The organism is Roseateles albus, from assembly GCF_028595345.1.
Taxonomy (GTDB): Bacteria; Pseudomonadota; Gammaproteobacteria; order Burkholderiales; family Burkholderiaceae_C; genus Paucibacter_A; species Paucibacter_A albus.
On sequence record NZ_JAQQXT010000007.1, the window covers coordinates 211,627 to 231,651 of the forward strand.

Annotated in this window: 23 protein-coding genes and 1 pseudogene; 13 read left to right on the forward strand and 11 right to left on the reverse strand. The window is 63.3% G+C overall.

What is annotated here, in order from left to right; genetic code table 11:
- The first annotated feature begins 6 nt into the window (after positions 1 to 6).
- Positions 7 to 834 (forward strand): c-type cytochrome, encoded by an 828-nt coding sequence (locus tag PRZ03_RS13140; RefSeq protein WP_273600710.1) that lies wholly within the window; start codon positions 7 to 9, stop codon positions 832 to 834.
- Positions 835 to 853: 19 nt separating this feature from the next.
- On the opposite strand, the gene PRZ03_RS13145 is transcribed toward PRZ03_RS13140, so the two are convergent.
- Positions 854 to 1,198: a DMT family transporter gene (locus PRZ03_RS13145; RefSeq protein WP_273600711.1), complete on the reverse strand. Its 345-nt coding sequence runs from the start codon at positions 1,196 to 1,198 to the stop codon at positions 854 to 856.
- Positions 1,199 to 1,370: 172 nt separating this feature from the next.
- Between PRZ03_RS13145 and PRZ03_RS13150 the strand changes: the two genes are divergently transcribed.
- Positions 1,371 to 1,814 carry a GNAT family N-acetyltransferase gene (locus PRZ03_RS13150; RefSeq protein WP_273600712.1) on the forward strand — a complete coding sequence of 148 codons (444 nt, stop codon included), beginning with the start codon at positions 1,371 to 1,373 and terminating at the stop codon, positions 1,812 to 1,814.
- Here the strand turns inward: PRZ03_RS13150 and PRZ03_RS13155 are convergent.
- Positions 1,799 to 2,449 carry a glutathione S-transferase family protein gene (locus PRZ03_RS13155; RefSeq protein ID WP_273600713.1) on the reverse strand — a complete coding sequence of 217 codons (651 nt, stop codon included), beginning with the start codon at positions 2,447 to 2,449 and terminating at the stop codon, positions 1,799 to 1,801. The two genes, PRZ03_RS13150 and PRZ03_RS13155, sit on opposite strands and share 16 nt — an antisense overlap.
- An 80-nt stretch (positions 2,450 to 2,529) precedes the next feature.
- Here PRZ03_RS13155 and PRZ03_RS13160 point away from each other — a divergent pair, with 80 nt between their 5' ends.
- Complete coding sequence (locus PRZ03_RS13160) at positions 2,530 to 3,126, forward strand: GNAT family N-acetyltransferase (protein WP_273600714.1); 597 nt, start codon at positions 2,530 to 2,532, stop codon at positions 3,124 to 3,126.
- 10 nt (positions 3,127 to 3,136) lie between these two features.
- On the opposite strand, the gene PRZ03_RS13165 is transcribed toward PRZ03_RS13160, so the two are convergent.
- Positions 3,137 to 3,598, reverse strand: a complete 462-nt coding sequence (locus PRZ03_RS13165; protein ID WP_273600715.1) for a tellurite resistance TerB family protein — start codon at positions 3,596 to 3,598, stop codon at positions 3,137 to 3,139.
- An 82-nt stretch (positions 3,599 to 3,680) separates the two neighbouring features.
- Positions 3,681 to 4,397 carry a VC0807 family protein gene (locus PRZ03_RS13170; RefSeq protein WP_263532471.1) on the reverse strand — a complete coding sequence of 239 codons (717 nt, stop codon included), beginning with the start codon at positions 4,395 to 4,397 and terminating at the stop codon, positions 3,681 to 3,683.
- Positions 4,398 to 5,020: 623 nt separating this feature from the next.
- On the opposite strand from PRZ03_RS13170, the gene PRZ03_RS13175 reads away from it, so the two are divergent.
- The 5 genes from PRZ03_RS13175 (at position 5,021) to PRZ03_RS13195 (ending at position 8,152) form a co-directional block, all read left to right on the forward strand.
- Positions 5,021 to 5,284 (forward strand): hypothetical protein, encoded by a 264-nt coding sequence (locus PRZ03_RS13175; RefSeq protein ID WP_273600716.1) that lies wholly within the window; start codon positions 5,021 to 5,023, stop codon positions 5,282 to 5,284.
- A gap of 168 nt (positions 5,285 to 5,452) precedes the next feature.
- Positions 5,453 to 5,824: an HPF/RaiA family ribosome-associated protein gene (locus PRZ03_RS13180; protein ID WP_273600717.1), complete on the forward strand. Its 372-nt coding sequence runs from the start codon at positions 5,453 to 5,455 to the stop codon at positions 5,822 to 5,824.
- Positions 5,825 to 5,878: 54 nt separating this feature from the next.
- The gene (locus tag PRZ03_RS13185; RefSeq protein WP_273600718.1) at positions 5,879 to 6,484 is read left to right on the forward strand and encodes a class I SAM-dependent methyltransferase; all 606 of its coding nucleotides are present in this window, start codon (positions 5,879 to 5,881) and stop codon (positions 6,482 to 6,484) included.
- 25 nt (positions 6,485 to 6,509) lie between these two features.
- On the forward strand, positions 6,510 to 6,905 hold the full coding sequence (locus tag PRZ03_RS13190; RefSeq protein WP_273600719.1) for a nuclear transport factor 2 family protein: 396 nt from the start codon (positions 6,510 to 6,512) through the stop codon (positions 6,903 to 6,905).
- A gap of 38 nt (positions 6,906 to 6,943) precedes the next feature.
- A complete protein-coding gene (locus tag PRZ03_RS13195) occupies positions 6,944 to 8,152 on the forward strand; it encodes an MFS transporter (protein WP_273600720.1) in 1,209 nt (402 codons plus the stop codon).
- 3 nt (positions 8,153 to 8,155) lie between these two features.
- On the opposite strand, the gene PRZ03_RS13200 is transcribed toward PRZ03_RS13195, so the two are convergent.
- The gene (locus PRZ03_RS13200) at positions 8,156 to 8,929 is read right to left on the reverse strand and encodes a thioredoxin domain-containing protein (protein ID WP_273600721.1); all 774 of its coding nucleotides are present in this window, start codon (positions 8,927 to 8,929) and stop codon (positions 8,156 to 8,158) included.
- A gap of 118 nt (positions 8,930 to 9,047) precedes the next feature.
- Positions 9,048 to 9,788, reverse strand: a complete 741-nt coding sequence (locus PRZ03_RS13205; protein WP_273600722.1) for a hypothetical protein — start codon at positions 9,786 to 9,788, stop codon at positions 9,048 to 9,050.
- A gap of 267 nt (positions 9,789 to 10,055) precedes the next feature.
- On the opposite strand from PRZ03_RS13205, the gene PRZ03_RS13210 reads away from it, so the two are divergent.
- The 5 genes from PRZ03_RS13210 (at position 10,056) to PRZ03_RS13230 (ending at position 17,226) form a co-directional block, all read left to right on the forward strand.
- Positions 10,056 to 12,293, forward strand: coding sequence for a DUF3141 domain-containing protein (locus PRZ03_RS13210; protein ID WP_273600723.1), 2,238 nt, complete (start codon positions 10,056 to 10,058; stop codon positions 12,291 to 12,293).
- Positions 12,286 to 13,269, forward strand: a complete 984-nt coding sequence (locus PRZ03_RS13215) for a phosphate acetyltransferase (RefSeq protein WP_273600724.1) — start codon at positions 12,286 to 12,288, stop codon at positions 13,267 to 13,269. Before PRZ03_RS13210 ends, PRZ03_RS13215 begins: the two co-directional genes overlap by 8 nt.
- Positions 13,266 to 14,528, forward strand: a complete 1,263-nt coding sequence (locus PRZ03_RS13220; protein WP_273600725.1) for an acetate/propionate family kinase — start codon at positions 13,266 to 13,268, stop codon at positions 14,526 to 14,528. The genes PRZ03_RS13215 and PRZ03_RS13220 overlap by 4 nt, the downstream gene beginning before the upstream one ends.
- Entirely contained in the window at positions 14,509 to 15,306 is a 798-nt protein-coding gene (gene fabI, locus PRZ03_RS13225; RefSeq protein ID WP_263532482.1) for an enoyl-ACP reductase FabI, read from the forward strand. The genes PRZ03_RS13220 and fabI overlap by 20 nt, the downstream gene beginning before the upstream one ends.
- 330 nt (positions 15,307 to 15,636) lie before the next feature.
- Complete coding sequence (locus tag PRZ03_RS13230) at positions 15,637 to 17,226, forward strand: thioredoxin family protein (RefSeq protein ID WP_273600726.1); 1,590 nt, start codon at positions 15,637 to 15,639, stop codon at positions 17,224 to 17,226.
- A 20-nt stretch (positions 17,227 to 17,246) separates the two neighbouring features.
- Here PRZ03_RS13230 and PRZ03_RS23965 read toward each other — a convergent pair.
- The 5 genes and pseudogenes from PRZ03_RS23965 to PRZ03_RS13250 form a co-directional block, all read right to left on the reverse strand.
- A pseudogene (locus PRZ03_RS23965) lies at positions 17,247 to 17,408 on the reverse strand (EAL domain-containing protein); the annotation flags it as partial.
- A 112-nt stretch (positions 17,409 to 17,520) separates the two neighbouring features.
- Positions 17,521 to 17,907: a VOC family protein gene (locus tag PRZ03_RS13235; RefSeq protein ID WP_263532485.1), complete on the reverse strand. Its 387-nt coding sequence runs from the start codon at positions 17,905 to 17,907 to the stop codon at positions 17,521 to 17,523.
- 89 nt (positions 17,908 to 17,996) lie between these two features.
- On the reverse strand, positions 17,997 to 18,872 hold the full coding sequence (locus PRZ03_RS13240) for a hypothetical protein (RefSeq protein ID WP_273600727.1): 876 nt from the start codon (positions 18,870 to 18,872) through the stop codon (positions 17,997 to 17,999).
- 148 nt (positions 18,873 to 19,020) lie between these two features.
- Positions 19,021 to 19,383, reverse strand: a complete 363-nt coding sequence (locus tag PRZ03_RS13245) for a hypothetical protein (protein ID WP_263532487.1) — start codon at positions 19,381 to 19,383, stop codon at positions 19,021 to 19,023.
- An 87-nt stretch (positions 19,384 to 19,470) separates the two neighbouring features.
- The gene (locus tag PRZ03_RS13250) at positions 19,471 to 19,992 is read right to left on the reverse strand and encodes a GNAT family N-acetyltransferase (protein WP_273600728.1); all 522 of its coding nucleotides are present in this window, start codon (positions 19,990 to 19,992) and stop codon (positions 19,471 to 19,473) included.
- Positions 19,993 to 20,025 lie beyond the last annotated feature (33 nt).

A 20,025-nucleotide genomic window follows, 5' to 3' on the forward strand; every position in this document is an offset into this window, starting at 1 on the left:
GTCACCATGAGAACCCCCTACTTCTCACGCTTGCAAGCGCTGCCGCTGGGCATGGCACTGTGTGGTGTGAGCGCCCTGGCCGAGCCGCTGCCGACACCCGCCGCCTTGCAAGAATTGCTGAAGGCGCCGCCGCAAGCCGTCAAGGTGATCGAGCCGCACCTGAGCATTCAAGGCGAGCCATCGGTGCAGCGCGCCTACCTGGGCTACCCGGCCGCGCAAGTATTGCGTCAATTGCTCGGTGTCGACTGGAACAAAGCGCCGGCCAGCGAGATCGAGTTCCGCGCGCTCGATGGCTTTGTGGCCCGCATCCCGGCCGAGCGCTTCGCCAAGTACCACGCCTATCTGGTGTTCGGCTTGGCCGAGCCACAAGCGCCCTTCAGCGTGGACAACAAAGCGCAGGGCGAAAAAGACGTGCCGCTGGGTCCCTACTACTTGGTTTGGGACAATCTCGCCGCACCCGAGCTGCTGGCCGAGGGCGGTGCGCAGTGGCCTTATCAAGTCGCGCAAATCAGCCTGCGCCAAGCCAGCCCGGCGGTCTTGCTGCCTGCGGGCATGAGCAGCGAGCAATGGGGAGAGCAAGCGGCGTTGGCGCAAAAATTTTGCCTCAGCTGCCATCAGATCAACGGTTTCGGCGGCGACAAGATGCCGCTCAATTTGGCCGTTCGTGCCAAGCTGCTGGATGAGCGCACCTGGCGCGTTTGGCTGCTGACCCCGCTGGCGTTCAAGCCGCGAACGAGCATGCCCGCGCTGCCCGACTCGATGGCGCCGGCCGAGCGCGAGGCGATTGCCGCCAAGCTGCACGCTTACTTGAAGGCACTGCCGGTGCTGCCCTGAGCACAGGGCGCCTTTTGGACTATTCGGCGCTGAGCATCTTCAGGCCCAAGATGCCGACGACGATCAAGCTGATGCAGCCGATACGGGCCAGCGTCACTGGCTCCTTGAAAATGAGCATGCCCAAGGCCGCCGCACCGACCGCGCCTATGCCCGTCCAAACAGCATAGGCCGTGCCCACCGGCAGAGCCTTCAGTGCGAAGCCAAGCAGCGAAAAACTTGCCCAGGCGGCGCCAAAGGTGATGGCGGTGTAGAGATGACGGGTGAAGCCCTCCGAGGCTTTCATGCTGATGACCCAGACGATTTCGAGCAGGCCGGCGATGACGAGCAGTGCCCAGGCAGTGGGAGCTGAAATGGATGCAAACATGGGAATGAGCGGTGCCAGTCAGTGATTTTCGGCAGAGGCGGAATGCCTATGCACTGCAGGCACTTTAGAGCGACTCGGCGCTCGTCAGTGCCCGCTTGCGACGAATGGCAAGCAAGCGTGACGACCGGCCTCGCATACGATGGCAATCGCCTCTCCATTTGCCACCCTGCCCATGACCCGCATCAACATCAGCGCCGACAAGGCCCTGCTCGATCTGCCGCTGATCCATCGCTTCTTGAGCGAGCAATCCACTTGGGCGCTCGGCATCCCCTTCAGCACCGTGCAGCGCGCGATTGAGGCTTCGCTGTGTTTTGGCGCCTACCTGGACGGTGCGCAAATTGGCTTTGCCCGCGTCATCACCGACGGGGCAACTTTTGCCTATCTGGTCGATGTGTTTGTGCTGCCCGAACATCGGGGCTGCGGCTATAGCAAACGCTTGATGGCGGCCGTGATGCAGCATCCCGAGCTGCAGGGCCTGCGCCGCTTTTTGCTGGCCACCAGCACCGCGCCGCAGCTCTACGCGCAATTCGGCTTCACGCCGGCAGCCAAGCCGCAGGCGTTTATGGAGCGGCTGGAGCCGGACATTTACAAACGCCTGCCTCAGACCCAGGGCTGAGGTAGCGCCTCGGTCGCCAACATGCGCTGCAGCGCCGGACGCGCCAGCATGCGCTGCAGATAGGCGCCGATCAGCGGGAAGTCACGCGCAGGCCGGCTGGCGAAACCACGCGTCCAGCGGCACAACATGAAAGCCATCGCGTCGGCCGCGCTGTAGTCCGCTCCCAGCAGCCAAGGCCCGCCATGTGAAGCCAGTTGCGCCTCGACCTGTGCCAGCAGTTCAACGACCCGCGCCTCGGCCGCCGCCTGCACTTCGGCCGCACCCTCGGTGTTGCCGGCCTTGACCCAGCGATCGGGGTAGAAGTAAGCAATCAGCGCCGGCTGCAGCGTGTTGGTCAGCCAGATCAACCATTTATAGGCCTGCGCGCGCTCCGCTGTGCCCAAGGCAGGCAAGAGTCCAGCGGCCGGGTGCGTGTCAGCAAGATGCAAGAGGATGGCGGCTGTTTCGTACAGCACCATGTCGCCGTCCACCAACACCGGGATCAGTCCGTTGGGATTGAGCTTGAGGTACTCAGCCGACTTGTGCCCATTGTTGGCGCGGTCTACCTGCTTGAGCTCGAAGGGCTGGCCGATTTCTTCCAGCACGATGTGCGGGGCCATGCTGGCGTTGCTGGGGAAGTAGTGGAGTTGGATCATGACGAGTTCCAGTATTTTGAGCGAGGGCGGCTGGCATCGTAACCTTGCACAATCGCCGCTTCGACGCCGCCCTATTTCACATGCGCCCTTTTGCCCTGCCCTGCCCGCCCGAGATTCAATGCATGGCCTTGGAGAGCGAGGACATTCCGGCCTTGCAGGCCTTCTTCGACGCCAATCCTGAATACTTTCTCATCGTCGGGGGTGAGGCGGCCGGGCCAAATTTGGCGACCGAAGAGTTCCATGAGCTGCCGCCGGCCGAGTTCAGCTATTCACGCATGCATTACCTCGCCTTTACTGCCGTCGAACCGCGCGAACCCTGGCGCGCCATCGTTCAAATCACCAGCGATCTGATGGCCGAGGGTGTCTGCCATATCGGTTTGTTCATTGTCGCCACAGCGCAGCATGGGCGGGGCGACGCACAGGCCTTGTTCGACTGCATCGAGCGCTGGGCGGCCAACCAGGGGGCGCGCTGGTTGCGCCTGGGTGTGGTGGTCGGCAACCTCAGGGCTGAGCGCTTTTGGGCCTCCCAGGGTTTTGTCGAACTGCGTCAGCGCCACGGCGTGCCCAGCGGGTCACGGCTGAACAGCATCCGCGTGATGCTGAAGCCCTTGGCCGGCGCCACGCAGGCCGAGTATTTGGCCTTGGTCGCCCGCGACCGGCCCGATGCTCCACTCTGAAGGCTGACGGCTAATCGCTCAAACCAGCGGCAGCCTGGGCGCGCATACGGGCATGAATATAAGCACCTTGCGGAATGTGCAACAGGTCAGCGATCCGCCACATCACATGGCGCTCATGCTCGCTGAGGTGGCCGTCGGCATAGGCTACATCCCACATGAATTCGATCATGCGCAGCTTTTGCGGCATCTCGAAATTCTCATTGATGCGGGAAGTGAAAGCGAACCAGTCGCTGGCGGTCTTGGCCTGGATTTCCGCCAACTCGCTCAGTCGCGCGGCTTCGTCCTCGCTCAATCCGAATTTGGCGCGCAGCCCGGCCAGCACCGCCGCGCGCTCGGCAGCATGGAAGCTGGCATCGGCCCGCATCACTTCCACCAGCATGACTGCGGTCGCCAGCTGCAAGGCATGTTCTTCGTCAGCGGCACCGGGCTGCGGCGGCAACAGGCCATCCAGCAGGTTTTTGAGTGTCTTCATCAACATGGGCGCCATCATGACATGGGCGCGTATGCTGGCTCAATCGCAACAGCGCTCCATCGGAAAAGCGCGCGCCCTCGGCTCACTGCGGATGCAAGCATTCCTCCAGCGTCAAGCCGGTCATCTGCCGAATGCCGCGCGCGAGGTAGAACAGCACGCCCATGGTCAGCAACATCGAGGGGATGGCGATCATCGGCCAGCTGAGCAGGTTCATGCGGCCAAGTTCGGTGTTGAACTGCTCGCTACCGGCCGGGCTGTGCACGATCCAGACCGCCAGCACATAGTTCATCACGCTGGAGAACGCGAAACTGCCGGCCAGCATCAGCGTGCCCAGTTTGAGCCGCCGCTCAAAGGCCGCCGTGGCGCCACGCTCGGCCAGCGCTGCTTCAATATGCGGCACATTCATGATCGCTGGGTTGAACACCATCAAACGCACCAAGGGTTTTTTTCCGAGCATCGACAGCAAGATCGCAATGGCGATGACCCCCGGCACGGCGGCCTCTTTGATGGCCAACCAGCGTGTATCCAATGCCAGCAGCGCAATCCCGCCTGTCAGCAAGGTGCTGGCCACACCTAAGGCGGCCATCCAACTGAAACGTCGCTCGCGCAGACCGCTGTAAGCGGCCCAAGCGAGCGGAAACGCCAAAGCCAGCAGCAGCGCGCCAACATTGCCCAGTCGCTCTGGGTTGCTCGTCCACATCAGCACCAAAGAAGGCAACAGCACGGCAATCAAAAGCTCGGCCATGGTGTTGCCGGGGCGGGCGGCTGGGGTGGGCGCAGAAGCAGGCTTGGCCGACATAGATGGAAGCTGAGTAAAGAAAAGTAGGAAAGGAGAAGGTGAAAATCCCCAAAACTTGACTCTAAATCATCAAGTCCTATGAGCGCTACCGCACAAACACTGGGGTGGACACACAGCGCACTGAAGAAAAAAAAGACCGTCCCCAAGGCCGGTCCATCTCAACTAGGCACTACCTGCAGCCATCTTCTATTGCGCTTGCTGGCGGCGCACCCCCTGTCTCAAGGGGGTTTCAAGGCAAACGTGATTTGAATCACAGCTTTGTCAAAGCCAGCAACGAAAAGTGCCTGCCGAAAACCGAAGCGGCCTTGCGAATTGGATTCTTGCAAAGGGGCAACGCATGCAGCCTATCGGGCACCTGCGCCCCCAAGCGGCTACCGCGCTGCGCCAAGGCAGCCAAGGCCGCCATGGCGAATTTCATATTTTCTTCAGAACAGATCTTGCCCAGCGCTCGCACAGTCAAGGCTTGGACGAACAGCCTTGTGTTTGCGATTGGGGCCACTGCCAGGAGCCTGCAAGGCAGGCACTTTTGAAACGTTGAATAGCGCTTCAACGCGGTCAAGCAAGCTCAAGGCCGGGCGCTCAATCGAGCCATTGACCTGTCGACGCATGAAAGGAAAGCCACCATGAATACTGACTCCGAATTCGGTGACCAAGCCCGCTGGCACCTGACCATCGCGATGGCCCTGGCCGGCGCTGCGGCGCTGTTGTTCATTGCTGGCACCAGCGCGGACGAGCCAAAGCAGAACACGCAGCTATTGCTCGACCCCCCATCTGCCGGTGCGATCGCAGCAGCCTCGGCTATGGACAGCCCGGTGCCCTTGGCGAGCGAGGTGTTCGCCGTCACAGCAGCGGCGCAGACCCAGGATGATCAGCCCGAGGGCTTTTGACGCCGGGCTCTTGGTTTTGCATGAATCGGCCCAAGTTGAAGTTTGAGAGCTCAAGCTCTGTTAGTCTGAGGCTGAGCTTAGGCAAGCCGTGCCGGGTGCAAGGAGGGCACAAGCGGCAGCTGTTGGGCAGCCTGTATTTCGCTCGTTCACTTGAAAGGGAAAGCATTCATGCAAGTTCTGCTCCAAACCGATTCGAATATTGAAGCCAGCCAGCAAATGGCTGACCATCTCAAGAGCGTCGCCAAGGACGCCCTCGACCGCTTCGGCGAGCGCATCACGCGCGTCGAAGCCCATCTCGCCGATGTGAACGGACACTCGAAAACGGCCGACAACGACATCCACTGCACGCTCGAAGCCCGCCTGACCGGCCTGGAGCCAGTGATCGTCAAAGAAAGTGCAGGCAACACGCACCAAGCGATTGACGGCGCGATGCGCAAACTGAAACGTGCCGTCGCAAGCGCTCTCGAAAAGCATGAGCCGCGCAGCCACCGCACACCGGGCGAGGCGCTCGCCGCAGCGGACGAAGATTTGCCCGCCTGAGCAAACAACACCAGCCCGCTTCGAGCGGGCTTTTTTTCGAAAGCCATTGCATTGATGCTCGAAGACGTCCCCAGCCCGATCGATCTGCGCCAACCCGCCGACGCTCAGCAATGGGCGGCCACAGCCTTGAGCAAACGCCCCGACCGGCCCGAGTTTTTTGCCTACTTCGAGCGCTTGATTGGCTCCAAGCCATGCCGCGCGCTGGAACTGGGCTCGGGCCCCGGCTTTCTGGCCCGACACCTGCTCAGCGCACTGCCCAAGCTTGACTATGTCGCGCTGGACTTTTCAGCCGCCATGCATGACTTGGCGCGCAAACGCCTGGGGGCACTCGCCGCGCGCGTGCAGTTCGTCGAGCGCAGCTTCAAGGAGGGCGACTGGTCGCAAGGCCTGAGTCAGTTCGACTTTGTGCTGACCCATCAGGCGGTGCATGAACTGCGCCACAAGCGTTATGCCGCCGCGCTTCACAGGCAGGTGCGGGCCTTGCTCGCGCCTGACGGCGCCTATCTGGTCTGCGATCACTTTGCCGGCGTGGGCGGGATGAGCAATGACCAGCTCTATATGACGATAGACGAGCAAGCCGCGGCGCTGGCAGAGGCGGGCTTTGCGGCGGTCGAACTTTTGCTGTGCAAAGGCGGTTTGGCCCTGCACCACGCCAGCTGATAGCCGCTGCGGCTATGCTGCCCCTATGCCAAGAAGAACTCCTGTCGACTCAGTTCAAGAAACGCTGCAAGCGCTTGAATGCGAACTGCATCAGCCCAAGGCCAGGGCCGACGCCGGGCGTTTGGCTGAGTTGCTGCACGCCGACTTCCGCGAGTTCGGCCGCTCCGGGCGGGCCTACAACCGCGCCGAGATAATGGCCAGCTTGACTGCCGAAACAAAGCCGGTCACGGTACATGCGCAGGATTTCAAGCTGACGGAACTCGGCCTTGACGTCTATTTACTCAGTTATCGATCGGCGCATCTGACGCCGGACGGCGGGCTGGTGCATCACACAAATCGCAGCTCGATCTGGCGGCTGACAGCTGCCGGCTGGCAGATGGTGTTTCATCAAGGCACGCCGACCGCTGAGTTTGGCGCTTAGCCCCCGAGCAGCAAACAAGCAAGCGATCGGGCGCACGCATGTCCCAAGCATCCGAACCGGCACCACACCCCCGTCCGCGCCTGCCCGCCGCCATCTGGATGCTGGGGCTTGTCAGCCTGTTGATGGATGTCTCGTCCGAGATGATTCACAGCCTGCTGCCGCTGTTCATGGTCGGCAGCTTGGGCGCCTCGGCCTTCACGGTCGGGCTGATCGAGGGCGCCGCCGAGGCCACGGCGCTGATCGTCAAGGTCTTCTCCGGGGTCTTGAGCGACTATCTCGGGCGCCGCAAGGGCCTGGCCTTGTTGGGCTATGGCCTGGGTGCGGCAACCAAGCCCGTCTTTGCGCTGGCCGGCGGCGTCGGCTGGATCATCGCGGCACGCCTGACCGACCGGGTCGGCAAGGGCATTCGCGGTGCGCCACGCGACGCGCTGGTGGCCGATCTGGCACCAGCCGCCTTGCGCGGCGCGGCCTTTGGCCTGCGCCAATCGCTGGACTCGATCGGCGCCGTGCTGGGGCCGCTGCTGGCGGTGGGCTTGATGCTGCTGTGGGCGAATGATTTCCGGGCCGTGTTCTGGGTGGCGGTAATTCCGGGCGTTATGGCCGTCGCCCTGCTGGCATTCGGCGTCCACGAACCCAAGGCCAGTTTGAGTGAGAAGCGCCACAACCCGATCAGCCGGGCCAATCTGCGCCAACTCTCCCCGGCCTATTGGTGGGTGGTATTGATAGGCGCGCTGTTCACCTTGGCGCGTTTCAGCGAGGCATTTTTGGTCTTGCGGGCGCAGCAGAGTGGCCTGACGCTGGCCTTGATCCCGCTGGTGATGGTGGCGATGAACCTGATTTACTCGGCCAGCGCCTACCCCTTCGGCAAGCTGTCCGACCGGGTCAGCCACAGGGCGCTGCTGGCGCTCGGCTTGCTGGTTTTGCTGGCGGCCGATTTGCTATTGGCCAGCAGCACGCACCTGGCGGCATTGCTGGGCGGCGTGTTGCTCTGGGGCGTACACATGGGCATCACGCAAGGCCTGCTGGCCACGCTGGTGGCTGACACCGCACCGGCGCATTTGCGCGGCACGGCCTACGGCTTTTTCAACCTGCTCAGCGGCGTTGCCATGCTGCTGGCCAGCGCCTTGGCGGGTCTGCTGTGGGATGGCTGGGGTGCTAGAGCGACGTTTTATGCAGGCGCCGGGCTGTGCGCGCTGACGCTGCTTGTTTTGTTGGTTAGGCAGCCAGCGGCCGTCAAGCCCGGCTAACAATTACTGCGGGCCGCGATGCAACATCAAGCCGGCAATCGCGCAAGTCATCACCTCACGCTGGGGCGCAGGCAGGCGCTCATGCAGCCAGACGGTGCCGGGGTAGTTGAGGCCCAACGCAGCCACAGCTCCTTGCGGGCCGTCGACGCGGTAGCCATGGAAGGGCTCATCGGCTGGGATCAATTGCCCCCGGTCGCCATAACGCCCTACCCGGTAGGCCTGGCCGTCCACATGGATGGCCAGGCTCAGCGAGGTCGAGCTGCTGCGCCCTTGAACGGACTGATCACCGGCAATGCTCAGCTTGGACTCGTGCCCATCACTGTTGCTGCCGCCGCCATTGCACACGCAGCTGAACAAGCTACGCCCCTGCTCTTGCTCCATGCCGAACTTGGGGGTGCTACTGCGCTCTTGGCTGCGGCTTTCGCAACGGCCGATCAACTCGGTCTGGCCGCTTGGCCCGCCGACGAGGCGGTAGCTGAAGCCGCTGCGCTTGTTTTCGGTCTTGACCCCATTGATGGTTGTCGAGTTGGCGGAACTGCTGCCCTTGCCCTGAACACCTGTCACGCGGTAGGGGCCCAGGTCGAAGGACTCATCCACCAGCACGCCGGTCAGGCGGCTGCGGTTTGCCGCCGGCAAGACCTGGCTCTGGCCGGCAAAGTCATGCGGCGTGACCAAAGGGGCCGTGCTGGCGCAGGCCGTCAGCAGCATCAGGCTCATGATCACGGTCGATCCCAAGGCCGAAGCCGAGAACTTGTGGTGTTTCGCGATGTTCTTCATTGGGAGACTCATAAAGAGGGGCTGATGGGCAGGCACTGTAGCGACTGCGGCCCGTTGAGGCCAAGCCCACGCCAGAAGTATCGAAATGCGCCACCCGGCATGTCAAAAGCCAGACCTTTCATGAGCCTGCGTGCAAGAGCAGGCCCGCCAGCGCGCAGCTCACCGCCGCTCTTTGCGAAGCCGGCAAGTTGTCGTGCAGCCAGACTTGGCCGGGCGAGAAAAGCCCCACCGCCGCCGCCGGACCGCCCGCTGAGTCGAAACGGAAGCCGACAAAGGCGCGTCCGTCCTCAGAGGTGTCACCCATGAGATCAAAAGGCCGGCCGGTGAGGCTTTGCCCATTGACCCTGAGCTGAACCCGCTCGGGCAACCAAGCATCCTCGATCTGCCAGCTGGAGGCACTCGCCAGCTCCAGCTGCGCATGGGTTTGCGGGCCTTGGCAATCGCATTTCAGCCCGAAGCTCGCCTGCAGCGGGATCTGATTGCCCCACACCGGCAGCCGGGTTTCGCCTTCCCTGCGCTCGCAGCGACCCTGCACCCGCTCCTGCGGTCCCTGCAGTTGGAAGGAAAAGCCGTCCGCCGTTTTGCCCCAGCTCAAGGGCCCCAGGCTCAGGCTGCTTTGGCTGCTCGCCAGATCGCGTCGGACCTCGACCACGCGATAAGGGCCCAGGTCGAAAGATTCATCGGTGAACAAGCCGCTGCCCGCTTGGCGTTGGCCCGCCGCCCAGGCCTCGCTATGCCCGTCAAACCCTCGCGGTGCGTTGACGGCGATCGGGGCCACGGTGCCGCAGGCGCTCAACAGCAGGGGCGCGACAAGGCCGATCCATAGGAGGGAGCCGGAAAAGCGTGCGGTTGTCTTCATGGTGAATGTTCTTTGGCTGGGCCAAGCAACTGACTGTGGCGCCATCCTAGGCCGGCCGTCATGCCGGCCCTAGCGCCCTCTTGCAGGTCGCATTTGCCGGCGCCGACGGTAGCGCTTGACGAGACTTTTGGCCTGGGCTGGGCCGATCGACCGTCCGCCCGACAGACATATGGGCGCAACAAAAAAATTGCAGAATTCATTTTGCTGCGCTGCACAATAGCGTGGCCACCGCTTCTTTTTCTGGCTGGCTGCACGACTGGAATACCGATGTTCAATCAGAATTTTTTCGCCGCCACGGGCCCGAGCTGGGTCGAAAACCTGCCTGCGAAGCATGCGCTAACTTATTGGATTGACGCATGGCAGCGCTCTGTGCTAACGCTGGACGTGCTGCGCGAACGCGGCAATGTCTACGCCCAGCATGCCAAGTCGGGCAAGCCGCCGGTACTGGTGTTCGACTTTGAAACCATCCTCGACGCGCGCGACTTCGAGCTGCCGGCCAACTACGCGCTGGTGCGCATCACGCCGCCGGCCGAACACCCGACCGACCCCGCCAAGCGGCCATTCGTGGTCATCGACCCGCGCGCTGGCCATGGCCCCGGCATCGGCGGCTTCAAACCCGACAGCGAGATCGGCATTGCCCTTCAGGCCGGTCACCCCTGCTACTTTTTCAGCTTTTTCCCCGAGCCCATGCCGGGTCAAACCATCGAAGCGGTGGCGCGCGCTGAGCTGAAGTTTCTGCAGCATGTGGGCGAGCTGCACCCAGGGGCCGAGGGCAAGCCCTTTGTGATCGGCAACTGCCAGGGCGGCTGGGCCTTGATGCTGCTGGCCGCCGCGCAGCCTGAGTCCGTCGGGCCGATTCTGTTGGCTGGCGCGCCGGTGTCCTACTGGGCCGGCGTCGAGGGCAAGCATCCCATGCGTTACTCAGGCGGGCTGATGGGCGGCTCTTGGCTGGCCTCCTTGACGGGCGACCTGGGCAACGGCAAGTTCGATGGTGCGCATCTCGTCAGCAACTTCGAGAAACTCAACCCGGCCAACACCTACTGGAGCAAGCTCTACAACTTGTATGCGCAGGTCGACACCGAGCGCGAGCGCTTTCTGGACTTTGAGCGCTGGTGGGGTGGGCATTACCTGATGAACAAGGCCGAGATGGACTGGATCGTGCAGAACCTGTTCGTCGGCAACCGGCTCGCGCGCGGCGGCGTGCAGACGGCCGATGGCGCAGTGCAGATCGACCTGCGCAAGATCCGCGCACCCATCATCGTGTTCGCCTCCTGGGGCGACAACATCACACCGCCCCAGCAGGCGCTGAACTGGATCGCCGACCTCTACGCCGATACCAGCGAGATCCGCGCCCACGAGCAGACCATCGTCTACTGCTTGCATGAGAAGGTCGGACATCTCGGCATCTTTGTGTCCGCCGGCGTGGCCAAAAAGGAAACCACCGAGATCGCCGCCGCGCTGGATCTGATCGATATGTTGCCGCCGGGCTTGTATGAGATGACGATCGAAGACACGGCGCCGGAGATGAGCCATCTGGAGCTGACCGACGGGCGCTATTTGTCGACCTTCCACCCGCGCGAGGTCAGCGACATTCTGGCGCTGGACGATGGCCGCGAAGATGAGCAGGCCTTTGACGTGGCACGCCGCGTGGCCGAAATCAACCAGGCCAATTACGACAAATTCCTCTCGCCGGTGGTGCGGGCCGTGGCCAACGAGCCCAGCGCCAAGCTGGCCCGCAAGCTCAACCCGGCGCGCATGGAGCGCTGGCTGGTGTCGGACAAAAACCCGGCACTGTGGCCTGTCAAAGCGGTCGCTGAGACCGTGCGCCAGCAGCGCCATCCGGTCGCCCCGGACAACCCTTTTGTGCTGGCCGAGCAAGCCGGCTCGGCCTGGATCGAGCAGACGCTCAACAGCTACCGCGACGCACGCGACACCGTGCAGGAGCAGTTGTTCCTGAGCATCTACAACTCGCCGCTGCTGAGCGCAGCCCTGCCGGACGCGGAGCAAGCGCCTGAGCGGGCTGCCGTTCCCGCCCACACGCATGCATCCGATGAGGCCTGCATCGAGCAAGGCAGCGCGCTGGACGCCGGCATGCGCATGTTGATCCATATCGCCTCGGACGGCTCGGGGCTGGACGAGCGCCCGCTGCGCATGATGCAGCTGCTCTTGCAAGAAGCCCATGCCGCCGGCGAGACCTCGCTGACGCTGGCCGATCTGAAACGCTCGGCCAAAACCCAGCACCGCGCCTTGCTGCTCGACCGCAGTCGTGCCATCGCGGCGCTGCCGCAGATGCTGCCCGACCCCGCGCAGGCGCACAGCGCATTTGCCTTGGTGCGCAAGATTGCCCGCGCCCAAGGACCGCTCAGCGAGGCCCATGCGAAGCGCTTGGCGCAGCTGGAGCAGGCCTTGCACTTGCAGCCGGTCGTCGAGGCCTCAAGCGCATCAGCAGAGGCTGTGAGCGCGATCGAACCCACGCCAAACACAGGAGCAGCAGCACATGAGTGAACTCAAGCCGGGCGAAAAATACGAACGCCTGATTGCAGCCGTCAAAGACCTCCCGCCGGCCCTGACGGCCGTGGTCCATCCGGTTGACGCCGCCTCTTTGGCCGGCGCCATCGACGCGGCCAAGCTCGGGCTGATCACGCCCATCCTGGTCGGGCCACGCGAGCGCATCGAAGCGGCCGCCCGCGCCGCCGATCTGGACATCTCGCCTTACGAAGTTGTCGACGCGCCGTTCAGCCACGCGTCCGCCGAGCTGGCCGTGGCCTTGTTGCGCGACGGCCGCGCCGAGCTGCTGATGAAGGGCAGCTTGCACACCGACGAGCTGATGGCCGCCGTGGTCAAACGCGACAGCGGCCTGCGCACCGAGCGGCGCATCAGCCATTGCTTCGTCATGGATGTGCCGCGCCACGCCAGCGCCTTGTTCATCACCGATGCGGCCATCAATATCGCGCCCAGCTTGCAGGACAAGGTTCACATCGTGCAGAACGCGATCGAGCTGGCCCATGCCTTGGGCATTGCCTGCCCCAAGGTGGCGATTCTGTCGGCGATGGAAACCGTCAACCCGAACGTGCCTTCCACCATCGAAGCGGCCGCCCTGTGCAAGATGGCCGATCGCGGCCAAATCACCGGCGGCCTGCTCGACGGCCCCCTGGCGCTGGACAACGCGATCAGCCCCGAGGCCGCCGCCATCAAGAAGATCGGCGGCCCGGTCGCCGGCAATGCCGACATTCTGGTCGTGCCCAATCTGGACGCCGGCAATATGTTGGCTAAAAGTCTGTCCTTTCTGGCCGAATCCGACGCCGCCGGCATCGTGCTGGGCGCCCGCGTGCCCATCATCCTGACCAGCCGCGCCGACTCGCTGCTGACTCGCCTGGCCTCCTGCGCGGTGGCGGTGCTGCTGGCGCGGCACAACAAGGCGCTGCAGGCTCAACAAACACAACAAAGCCTGCCCGGCTTGCCCGTGAAGGTCGCGCCATGAGCCTGCCGCACGGCAGCAGCCACGATGCACTGCTGGTGCTGAATGCCGGCTCGTCGAGCCTGAAGTTCAGCGTCTACCGGGTCGATGCTGACGAACAACTGCATCTGCTGGCCAGCGGCGGAATCGAGGAGCTGGGGGCGGCCGCGCATTTTTGGGCCAAGAATTCACGTGGCGAATTGCTCGGCGAGCAGCGCTGGCCCGGCCGGGCGCCAGCACCCGCACCTGGCCCCTTGGGGCACAGCGGCGCGATCGACTTCCTGACCGAGTGGCTGCGCGAGCACAACGGTGGCGGCATGCGTTTGATCGGCGTCGGTCACCGGGTCGTGCATGGCGGCCTCAGCCATTCGGCGCCCGAGCTGGTCACCCCTGAACTGCTCAGTTATCTGCAGTCCCTGGTGCCGCTGGCGCCGCTGCATCAGCCACACAATTTGCTGGCGATTCGCTTGATCGCGCAGCGCCTGCCTGGCCTGCCGCAAGTGGCCTGCTTCGACACCGCCTTTCACCGCACGGCGCCTGGCGTATCGCAGGCTTTTGCGCTGCCGCCCACGATCACGGCCAAGGGCGTGCGGCGCTACGGCTTCCACGGCCTGAGCTATGAGTACATTGCACGCGCGCTGCCCGACTATGACGCGCAAGCGGCCGCCGGCAGGACCGTCGTGCTGCATCTGGGCAATGGCGCGAGCATGTGCGCGATGCAAGCCTGCAAGAGTGTTGCCAGCTCTATGGGCTTCACTGCCGTGGACGGCCTGGTGATGGGCAGCCGCTGCGGCAGCCTGGACCCCGGCGTGCTGCTCTATCTGATGGACGAGCTGAAGATGGATGCGCGCGCGGTGGAGCGCCTGCTGTACAAGGAGTCGGGCTTGCTGGGCGTATCCGGCATTTCCAGCGATATGCGCGCCTTGAGCGAAAGCCAAGACCCGCGCGCGATCGAAGCCATCGAGCTTTTTGTTTACCGCATAGGCCGCGAGTTAGGCTCGCTGGCCGCCGCACTGGGCGGGCTGGACGCCATCGTCTTCACCGCCGGCATCGGCGAGCACAGTGCACCGGTACGCGCAGCCATCTGCCGCGCCGCCGCCTGGCTGGGCGTCGAGCTGGATGAGGCCGCCAATCTGGCCGGCGGCCCGCGCATCAGCACAACAGGCAGCCGCTGCGCTGCCTGGGTCATCCCGACCAACGAAGAGCTCACCATCGCGCGCCACTGTCTGGCGCTGCTCAGCCAACAAGAGGAAGGCACCCGCCATGAACAACAGCACGCATGAACACGCCGGCATCAACCAACCATTGGCCGGCAAAAAGGCCTTGGTGGTGGGCATCGCCAATGATGCTTCGATTGCCTGGGGTTGTGCCCAAGCCTTTAAGGAACTGGGCGCCGAAGTCGCCGTGACCTTTTTGAACGAAAAGGCTCGCCCCCATGTCGAGCCCTTGGCGCGCGCCATCGAAGCGCCGCTGTGTTTGCCACTGGACGTCACCCAGCCGGGCCAGCTGGAGGCCGTTTTTGAGCAGATCGATGCGCGCTGGGGCCAGCTCGACATCGTCCTGCATTCAATCGCCTTTGCACCCAAAGACGATCTGCAAGGCGGCCTACTGAACTGCTCGGCCGAGGGCTTCGGCAAGGCGATGGATGTCTCCTGCCACTCCTTCATCCGCATGGCCAAGCTGGCCGCGCCCTTGATGACCGAGGGCGGCACTCTGTTTGCGATGAGCTATCACGGCGCCAACAAGGTCGTGCCGAACTACAACGTGATGGGCCCGGTCAAAGCCGCGCTGGAGGCCGCTTGCCGCTACCTGGCCTATGAGTTGGGCCACCAAGGCATCCGCGTACACGCCATCTCGCCCGGCCCGCTGAAGACCCGTGCGGCCTCGGGGCTGAAGGACTTTGAGGCGCTGCTGCACGACACAGAGCAGCGCGCGCCACTGGGCGAGCTGATAGACATCATGGACGTCGGCTACGCCTGCGCCTATATGGCCACCCGCTATGCGCGCCATATCTCGGGCAACACCAGCTATATCGATGGCGGAGCGAACATCATGGCGTGAGGGCCGCTTGGCGCCGGGTGCAGGCAGCGTCGGAGTTGTGCCGGCCAAGTTCATCGGGCGCATGCCTCAGCTCATGTCCTCCGGCCTGCGGACAGGTGCGGCAGCTCCCGGCATCATCCGGGCAAAACAATTCATGCAAGATGGTCGCCTGCACCAAGACCTTGGAGCAGCCGGGGTAAATACGGCAAAGCGCCCAACACCGCCCAAAAGCCCCCCCGCCCCAAATAAGCTCAGTTGTTCTCCGTATATCGAGCGGCCCTGCCAGGCCGCACAATGCCGCCACCACTCTTTTTCAAATGGCCGCCCGACCCGGGTCGCCTGGACACGCGCATGAAGCTCTATTTGTCGACGCCCCGCACGGCCACCGCCGCCGCAGCTCTCAGCCTGGCTGCCCTGTTCTGCCAAGCACCCACCGTTCACGCGGCGGCTGCCGCCACCAGCCCCGGTGTGGCCTGGCAGGCCGCCAGCGCCGACGCAGATATTGAAAAAGCCTTCGCCCAGGCCCGCGCCGAGAAGAAGCCAGTGCTGCTCTACTGGGGCGCCAAATGGTGCCCACCTTGCAATCAATTGAAGGCGACGCTGTTTAACCGGCAAGACTTCATCGAGCAAACCCAGGCCATCGTGCCAGTGCATATCGACGGCGACTCGCCCGGCGCGCAAAAGCTAGGCACTCGCTTCATGGTGCGCGGCTACCCGACGATGATTTTGTTCAGCGCCGATGGCCGCGAAATCACGCGCCTGCCCGGCGAGATCGATGCGCCGCAGGTGATCAAGGTCTTGCAGCTGGGTCTGGCTGGTGGCCGGCCCGTTGGTGATGTCTTGGCCGACGCCAAGGCGGGCAAAAAGCTCAGCGCCAATGAATGGCGCTTGTTGGGCTTTTATTCCTGGGAAACGGGCGAGTCGCAATTGGTGCCTGCGGCCGAGCTGCCGGCCTTGCTGGCGCAGCTGGCAGCGGCGTCCCAGGGCGTTGACGCCGAAACGACGACGCGGTTGTGGCTGAAGGCCTTGAGCGCCAGCAATGAAGGCAAGGGGCTGAAGCCCGACGCCAAGCTGGCGGACTTGGTGCACGGTGTGCTGGTCAGCCCAGCCGAGTCGCGCGCACAAATGGATGTATTGACCAACGGCGCGGCCGACATCGTCAAGACGCTAACACCTGAAGCCGGCGCAGCCAGAACCAAGCTGCTGGGCGAGTTCGAAGTGGCGCTCAAACGCCTGGAAGCCGACACCGGCTTGTCACGCGCCGACCGCCTCGGTGCGCTGGGCGCCCGCCTGGACTTGGCTCGCCTGGACACGGCCAAGACCGAGCTGCACCCCAAACTCAGCCCGGCCCTGGTCAAGGAAGTCAAGGAAGCCGCAGCCAAAGCCGACCGCGAAATCACTGACGGCTACGAACGCCAAGCGGTGATCAGCTCGGCCGCCTATCTGCTGGGCCAGGCCGGCCAGTGGAAAGACAGCGACGACTTGCTCAAAAGCAGCCTCGCCAAGAGCCACTCGCCCTACTATCTGATGAGCCAGCTCGGCGGCAATGCCAAAAAGCAGGGCCGCAAAGACGAGGCGCTGCGCTGGTACGAGGAGAGCTTTAACAAGAGCGAAGGCCCGGCCACTCGCTTGCAATGGGGGTCGGGCTATGTGGCCGCGCTGACCGAACTGGCGCCGCAAGACGCCGCTCGCATCGAGAAAACCGCCGCGCAATTGTTCAGCGAGGCCGCGCAGGACAAGGGATCTTTCTACGAGCGCAGCGCCCGCTCTCTGCAAAAGGTCGGCGGCTCATTGGTCAAGTGGAACGCCGACGGCAAGCATGATGCGAGCATCGCCCGCCTGAAAACGCAGTTAGACGGCATCTGCAACAAGGTCGACACGGCCGACAAGCAGCGCGCTACCTGCGAGGGCTTGCTGAAGGCCCCGGGCAAGAAGGCCTGAGCGAGCGCCAGGGTCGGGTTGGCCTGCACCGTCGGGCCAATCTTGTGGGCCAACTCGACGGTTGAGCGCACCATTCTTGCGTCGCCAAAATTAGCTTCCATCGCCAGCACAAAGCTCTTGTCGATCTTCAACTCGTCGACCGGCAGCCCCTTCAAATTGGCCAGCGAAGGGTAGCTGGCGCCAAGCGGTGCCGGCATCGCACTGATTCTGCAAGGCATCAATACGAACTCATCTCCGCTCAAGCGCAGCAGCAATATGTCGCTGCAAGCGCAATTCTGATCGGGCACGGCGCCCTCAGGCCAGCCACTCCCGCAGTTGCAGCACATTGCCTTCCAGATCGTAAGCATTGCGCATCTGAAAACCCGGCCCCGCATAGACCGGGCCGAACAAGCCGCCGCCCAGCGCACGCGCCCGCTCGGCCGCTGCCGCCAGGCTGTCCACACTGAAGAAGAGCTTGATCGCCTGATCCTCTCGCTGTACGGGCGGCACGGCAATGCTGAAACTCGCCGCAACCGAGGCGGGCAAGGCATGGATGAGCAGCTGAAAGTCCGCCGAAACCATCACATGAAGTTCGGTGCTTGTATGCAGCAAGCGCATGCCCAGCACTTGCTGATAGAAGGCCGAGAGCTTGTCCAGGCTGTGGGCGTAAATGAGCGCACCGGCGCGGGCGGGTCCTGCCATGGGGCCAACTCCTGAGTTGAGCGCTGATTATCAGCTCCCAACCCAGCACAATCAAACCCAATCAGCGAAGGCAGCAGCTCGCGGCGTGCTCAGAAGACCTTGTTCATCGCCGCCTTCAGCTCGGCCGGCGTGACGGTCCGGCTCGCGCTGGGTGTGCCGGCGCCGGTCGGCCGCAGTTCCAACAGCACATTGTTGCCCGACTCCGACACACTGAGCACAGAGCCATCGGCCGCGGTGATCGTATCGGCCCGCGCATCGCTGTAGACGCTGATCTTCAGGGGTTGGGCGAATTTGGCGGTCTTGATCGTCACGGTGGCCGATACCAGCACCTCGCCGAAACCTTGCGGGGTCTGGCGGTTCTCGACATTGTCAACAAAAGTGACGCTGATCTGCTGGCCGTTCTTGCTGGCAATGTAGTCGGCCGTGCGGCTCAGCATGTTTGTGCCGGTGCTGCGCTCAGCCACCTTGCCGGTGAGGGAGAGGGTGTCCAGCGCGGCACCTTCCAAGGGGTTGTGCAGCGACGAAACCCAGTCCTTGTAGCTCAAGTCATAGTCATTGCCGGCGGCACTGGCGACCTTGGCTGTGCTGACCGTACCCGAGCTGAGCAAATAGTCCTTGCCCACATAGGCATGCTTGCAAGCGCTGGCGCTGAGGCTGAAGTCACTGCCGGTCTGGCTGTAGTTCACCGAGCCCGTGCTTGAGCAGTTGCTGCTGGCGCTGCCGTTCTGGCCGGTCGAGAACCAAAGCGGCAACAGGCGGTAGCCATTGGCCACCAATTGGCTCTGCGCGCGCTCGTAGCCGGCAAGTGCCGCTACATCGACCATATTGGCTGCATTGATTTGCGTGGGCGCCGGCGCCGGTGGATCGACCGGGTCAGAGCCGTCTCCGCAGGCGGTTAAGGCGAGTGTGGCGGCCAGTACGGCGGCACTCAAAGAGAAGGATTTGCTTGTGGCAAGGGCGTTCATATCGGATTGCTCCCTGGTTGTGTGAACGGAGCGGATTGTGCGAATCCGATCCGCACATCGCCACTGCCATCACCCAAGTAGCAAAATTCGAAACCGACGGTAGCTTTTGCCGCTACCGCAGGCGAGCCTGGCCCCTGGCAAGGCGAGCTCAGCGCCCTGCGCGCCGCTTCAGGGCCATCCAAGTCCAGATGGCACCGGCCAGATCGACCGCGCCAAAGGCCACCAACATCGGCGGAGCAAGGCCCAGCAGCGCAAAATCCAAGAAGGCCAGAAAGACCAAGGCGCGCGTCAACACCGAGGCCCGAAAGGCCGACTCGGCTTCTGCCTGGGCGGCAAAAAGGTAGTACACGCCGATATTGAAAACCAAGACACCGACGACCCGAATCCACACCTCCTCGGTCGGCGGGATGAAGAACAGGCGCAGGAGCAGATTGGGAAAGGCCGTCAAGACCGCCCCCAAACCCAGCAAGTAAAAGCCGAAGACTCGAATCGAAATCGCTGCTTTGGACATGAACGCTACTCCTGTTTGAAGGGACTGCTTCGCATTCTATTGAGCCGCCTCGGCCCAAAGCAGGGATACAGCTGTCAGTCACTCACGTTAGGCAGCTCTGAGTGCATAAAGCATCAGCTGCCGCTCGCTGCCGTCCGGATGCGGCATCAGGCGCTCGAACTGCAGGCCGAGCTTTTCCAGCAGCTTTTGGGAGCGCAGATTGTCCGGCCGCGTGGTGGCCAGCACGCATTTGAGGCCCAACTCACCCTGCGCATAACGCAATACTTCGGCGGCAGCCTCGTAGGCAAAGCCCTGGCCGCTATGTTCGGGCAAAAAAGCGAAACCCAGATCGGGACTGTCTAAATAGTCGCGCTGCGAAATGCCGCAGATGCCCAAGCACTGTCCTGCCGAGTGCTTGCTTTCAACCACGCAAAAGCCAAAGCCCAAACGGCCATACATCTCGACCGGACCGTTCTCGATATAGGCTTGGGAGTCTGCGAGCGTACGCACGCCTCTGTCGCCGATAAAACGCAGCCAACTGGGATCATTCAGCAAGCTCAACATAAAGGCCGCGTCTTCGGCGGCCGACATGCGGCGAATGCGCAGGCGTTCAGTCAGAAGTGTTCTCATGTGCGGCTTGGTGATTTCTGGCGTGTCTAGAAG